A 4,641-nucleotide genomic window follows, 5' to 3' on the forward strand; every position below is an offset into this window, starting at 1 on the left:
TGGTAGGAGTAGGTCTCCTGCGGGTTGAGCCGGATGCCGTCGATCGAGGCGATGTTGATCACCTTGGCCGGCCGCTCGTGGGTCGCCGACTTCGTCAGCGTCGCGTGCAGCGCCTGGGTCAGGAAGAAGGGCGACTTAAGGTTCAGGTTCATCACCTTGTCCCAGCCGCTCTCCGGGAACTCGTCGAAGTCCGCGCCCCAGGCGGCGCCGGCGTTGTTGAGCAGGATGTCGAGCCTGCCCTCGTGCTCCAGGTAGCGGCCGACGAAGGTCTTGATGCCCTCCATCGTCGAGAGGTCCTGGGGCAGCGACACGCACTGCGGCCCGAGTTCCTCGGCGGTGGCGTCGCAGGCCTCGGCCTTGCGGGCGGTGATGTAGACCTTCGAGCATCCGGCCTCGAGGAAGCCTTTGGCGATCATCTTGCCGATGCCGCGCGAGCCGCCGGTGACCAGCGCCACCTTGCCGTCGAGCGAGAACAGATCCTGGGCCATCTCTTCGACACCTCCCCTTTGCTGGCCCTTGTGCTTGGGCCGGTTGACTTGGTAGGGCCCAGCGAGGCCTATAACAAGCGTTTGAATTCCACGGCCGCCAAGGCAAAGAGCGGCCCCGCCATCCATTATCGAGGGACGTTTCACATGACCGAGATCAATTCGGTGACCACGCTCACGCAGGACGGCGACGTCGCCATCGTGACGTTGAACTCCCCGCCCGTGAACGCCCTGTCGGCCAATGTCCGCGACGGCCTCTACGAGGGCTTCAAGCAGGCCATCGCCAGCGACGCTAAGGCCATCGTGCTGATCTGCGAGGGTCGCACCTTCATCGCCGGGGCCGACATCACCGAGTTCGGCGGCGCCATGAAGGGCGCGAGCCTGCCCGACGTCCAGGGCATGATGGAGAACTCGCCCAAGCCGGTGGTCGCCGCGATCCACGGCACCGCGCTCGGCGGCGGCCTGGAAGTGGCGCTCTGCGCCCACTACCGCGTGGCCGTCCCCTCCGCCCGCCTCGGCCTGCCGGAAGTGAACCTGGGCCTCCTGCCCGGCGCCGGCGGCACCCAGCGCCTGCCCCGCATCGCCGGCGTCGAGAAGGCGCTGGAGATGATGACCTCCGGCCGCCACGCCCCGGCCAAGGAGGCTCTGGAGATGGGCCTGGTCGACGAGCTGGTCGAGGAAGGCAAGCTGAAGGAAGGCGCCGTCGCCTTCGCCCGCAAGCTGGTGGCCGAGGGCAAGCCGCTGGTGAAGGTGCGCGACAACAACGCCAAGCTCGAGGCGGCCAAGGGCAAGCCCGAGATCTTCGCCGACTTCCGCAAGGCCAATGCCCGGAAGTTCCGCGGCTTCCTGGCGCCCGAGTACAACATCCAGTGCGTCGAGGCCGCCGTGAACTCGGCCAGCTTCGACGAGGGCCTCGCCGTCGAGCGCAAGCTGTTCATGGAGCTGATGATGGGCTCGCAGTCGGCGGCCCAGCGCTACTACTTCTTCGCCGAGCGCCAGGCGCAGAAGATCCCCGACGTGCCGGACGACACCCCGACCCGCCCGATCAAGAAGGTCGGCGTCCTGGGCGCCGGCACCATGGGCGGCGGCATCGCCATGAACTTCGCCAACGTCGGCATCCCGGTGACCATCGTCGAGCTGAAGCAGGACGCGCTGGACCGCGGCCTGACGACGATCCGCAAGAACTACGAGCGCTCGCGCGGCGCCAAGCCCGAGCAGACCGAACAGCGCATGTCCCTGCTGACCGGCTCGCTCGACCGCGCCGACCTCGCCGACTGCGACCTGATCATCGAGGCCGTCTTCGAGCGCATGGACATCAAGAAGGAGGTCTTCGCCTCCCTCGACAAGATCGCCAAGCCTGGCGCCATCCTGGCCACCAACACCAGCTACCTGAACGTCGACGAGATCGCCTCGGCGACCTCGCGCCCCGAGGACGTGATCGGCCTGCACTTCTTCTCGCCGGCCAACGTCATGAAGCTGTTGGAAGTGATCCGCGGCGAGAAGACCGCCAAGGACGTGATCGCCACGTCCATGAAGCTCTCCAAGCAGATCGGCAAGATCGCCGTCCTGGCCGGCGTCTGCCCGGGCTTCATCGGCAACCGCATGCTCTCCCAGCGCCAGCGCGAGGCCCAGAAGCTGGTGCTGGAAGGCGCCATGCCCTGGGACATCGACCGCGTGCTCTACGACTTCGGCTTCCCCATGGGCCCGTTCGCCATGAGCGACCTGGCCGGCCTCGACATCGGCTGGGTGAAGGAGAACTCCAAGGGCGAGACCATCCGCGACGTGCTCTGCGAGATGGACCGCCGCGGCCAGAAGACGGGCGCGGGCTACTACGACTACGACGAGAACCGGACCGCCAAGCCGAGCCCCGTCACCGAGAAGATCATCAACGACTTCATCGTCAAATCCGGCCGCAACCCGCGCAAGGTCTCCGACGAGGAGATCCTGGAGCGCTGCGTCTATCCGATGATCAACGAGGGCCTGAAGATCCTCGAGGAGGGCAAGGCCATCCGCCCGTCCGACATCGACGTGGTCTGGGTCAACGGCTACGGCTGGCCCGTCTACCGCGGCGGCCCGATGTTCTACGGAGACCAGGTCGGCGCCGAGAAGGTGTTGGCCAAGATGAAGGAATTCCAGGGCGCCATGGGCGACGACTTCAAGCCCGCCGCGACGCTCGAGAAGCTCGTCGCCGACGGCAAGAAGATCGCCGACTTCGGCCGCTGATCACCATCCGGGGTGGGGGGCCTGCAGCCTCCCGCCCTTTTCTTACGCCTACCCTCACCTAACGGAACCAGACACCCATGCGTGAAGCCGTCATCGTCGCCGCCAAGCGGACCCCCATCGGCAAGGCCTACCGCGGCGCGTTCAACAACACCTACGGCGCGACCCTCGGCGCCGAGGCCATCCGCGCGGTGGTCGAGCAGGCCGGCGTGGACCCGGGCGAGATCGACGACGTGGCCATGGGCTCGGCCCTCCAGCAGGGCACGACCGGCAACAACATCGCCCGCCAGGCCGCCCTGCGCGCCGGCCTACCGAACACCGTCTCCGGCATGACCATCGACCGTCAATGCTCCTCGGGCCTGATGGGCGTGGCCACCGCCGCCAAGTACATCATCAATGACGGCGCCCCGATCGCCATCGGCGCGGGCATCGAGTCGATCAGCCTGGTGCAGAACGACAAGATCAACCGCTTCATGGCCGGCGACCCCTGGCTGCGCGACCACGTGCCCGAGCTCGCCACCTCGATGATCGAGACCGCCGAGATCGTCGCCGAGCGCTACGGCGTCTCCCGCGAGGCCCAGGACGAGTACGCCCTGCAGTCGCAGCAGCGCACCGCCCAGGCCCAGGCCGAGGGCCGCTTCGCCAGCGAGATCGTCCCGGTCACCACGGTCATGAAGGTGCTGGTCAACAAGGAGACCGGCGAGACGGCGGACAAGGAGATCACCATCTCCGGCGACGAGGGCAACCGCCCGCAGACCACGCTCGCCGACCTCCAGAAGCTGCAGCCGGTGTTCCGCGGCGGCCGCTATGTGCCGGAAGGCAAGTTCGTCACCGCCGGCAACGCCAGCCAGCTCTCCGACGGCGCCGCCGCTGTCCTGCTCATGGAGCGCAAGGAGGCCGAGAAGCGTGGCCTGGAGGCGCTCGGCGCCTACCGCGGCATGGCCGTGGCCGGCTGCGGGCCCGAGGAGATGGGCATCGGCCCGGTGTTCGCCATCCCGAAGCTCCTGGAGCGCAACGGCCTGACCATCGACGACATCGACATCTGGGAGCTCAACGAGGCCTTCGCGAGCCAGGTGCTCTACTGCCGCGACAAGCTCGGCATCCCCAACGAGAAGCTGAACGTCTCCGGCGGCTCGATCTCCATCGGCCACCCCTACGGGATGACCGGCGCCCGCTGCACCGCCCACCTGATGTACGAGGGCAAGCGCCGCGGCGCGAAGTACGGCGTCGTCACCATGTGCGTCGGCGGCGGCATGGGCGCCGCAGGACTTTTCGAGATCTTCTGAGTCCGCAATTCATCGCATGAAGCGAAGGGGCCGTCCCGCGAGGGGCGGCCCTTTTCCGTTGCGGAGCGTCACAGAAGCGCCGAACTCCTTGGCAAGGTGGCGAGAGCGCTGGAGACTTCGCCAATGTCCGAGCGGGATTCCCCGTCCAACCCCTACGCCCGGCCGAGCGCATGGCCCGCCATGCCGCAGCAGCCGTTCCGCGTGGGCGCCCTGCCGAAGGCCGCCGCCCCGCCGCCCCGGCCGCAGCCCGCCCCGGCGCCGGAGCCAGCGCCCCGGCCGGCCGCCGCTCCGCCCACGCCGCAACCGGCGGCCGCGACGCCGGTCAGCGCGGCGTCAATGGACTCCTGCATGATCGAGAGCTCGGCGCGCACCGCTTCCGCGGCCGCGTCCACCTCCGCGACCCGCGTGGCGAGCGCCGTGCGACGCTCAACGAACTTGTCGTGTTGGGCCTCGGCGTCGGCGAGGAAGCGCCGGCCGCGACCCACCGCCGATTCCGCGCCGGCCGCTCGCGCTTCGGCGGCGGCCTTCTCGCGACCCGCGAGTTCCGCACCCGCCTGCGACTCACGCAGCGCCGTCTCGGCGTCGGCGCGGGCCACGGCCGCGGCCTCCGCCGTCGCGCTCGCGTCGTTCCGCGCGTTCTCGGCATTCGC

4 protein-coding genes are annotated in these 4,641 nt (G+C 68.7%); 2 read left to right on the top strand and 2 right to left on the bottom strand.

The window, feature by feature from the left end:
* On the bottom strand, positions 1–488 hold a 488-nt coding region (locus V7Z97_RS19380; RefSeq protein ID WP_334165119.1), incomplete at its 3' end, for an SDR family NAD(P)-dependent oxidoreductase.
* 144 nt (positions 489–632) lie between these two features.
* On the opposite strand from V7Z97_RS19380, the gene V7Z97_RS19385 reads away from it, so the two are divergent.
* Both V7Z97_RS19385 and V7Z97_RS19390 read left to right on the top strand, forming a co-directional pair.
* Positions 633–2,708 carry a 3-hydroxyacyl-CoA dehydrogenase NAD-binding domain-containing protein gene (locus V7Z97_RS19385; RefSeq protein ID WP_334165121.1) on the top strand — a complete coding sequence of 692 codons (2,076 nt, stop codon included), beginning with the start codon at positions 633–635 and terminating at the stop codon, positions 2,706–2,708.
* 77 nt (positions 2,709–2,785) lie between these two features.
* Positions 2,786–3,991 (top strand): acetyl-CoA C-acyltransferase, encoded by a 1,206-nt coding sequence (locus tag V7Z97_RS19390; RefSeq protein ID WP_334165122.1) that lies wholly within the window; start codon positions 2,786–2,788, stop codon positions 3,989–3,991.
* A gap of 152 nt (positions 3,992–4,143) precedes the next feature.
* Here V7Z97_RS19390 and V7Z97_RS19395 read toward each other — a convergent pair.
* A partial coding sequence (locus V7Z97_RS19395) for a hypothetical protein (RefSeq protein ID WP_334165123.1) occupies positions 4,144–4,641 on the bottom strand: 498 nt, incomplete at its 5' end.

It is taken from the genome of Phenylobacterium sp., assembly GCF_036821595.1.
In the GTDB taxonomy this organism is placed as follows: Bacteria; Pseudomonadota; Alphaproteobacteria; order Caulobacterales; family Caulobacteraceae; genus Phenylobacterium.